We start from the raw sequence: 397 nt of genomic DNA, 5'->3' as shown, positions 1-397 counted from the left end.
AGAAAAGCGAAGTGCTGGCATTTGTTTCAAAACCACCTGCCGAAGCTGTGCGTCTGAAAATTGTTAATGCCATGAAAGCAACCGGCAAACCGACGGTGGCGCTGTTTTTAGGTTATACCCCGGCGGTGGCCCGCGACGAGAATGTCTGGTTTGCCTCCTCGCTGGATGAGGCCGCACGCCTGGCTTGCCTGCTTTCACGCGTCACGGCGCGACGTAACGCAATAGCGCCTGTCAGCAGCGGATTTATTTGAGGTTGCGATCCAGCGCCTGGTTTGCCAGCTCCGCCGCATACTCGCCAGCCACTGAAATCAGCGCCAGATTGGCATCGGGTAATTTCTGTCAGGCAGCAGCCAGGCGTTGACGCAGGTGCGTCGCTGGGACAGTGCCTGTCAGAAAT

General features: G+C 57.2%; 1 protein-coding gene. It reads left to right on the top strand.

Features of this window, described 5'->3' with window-relative positions:
* Positions 1–251, top strand: a 251-nt coding sequence (locus tag AC0L3J_RS37575; RefSeq protein WP_473350454.1) for a hypothetical protein, incomplete at its 5' end; no start/stop codon positions are given.
* Between the last annotated feature and the right edge of the window lie 146 nt (positions 252–397).

It is taken from the genome of Bradyrhizobium sp. Kon37, assembly GCF_055807535.1.
Note: the sequence above shows the minus strand (reverse complement) of the source record. Positions and strands in the feature narration are given on the sequence as shown.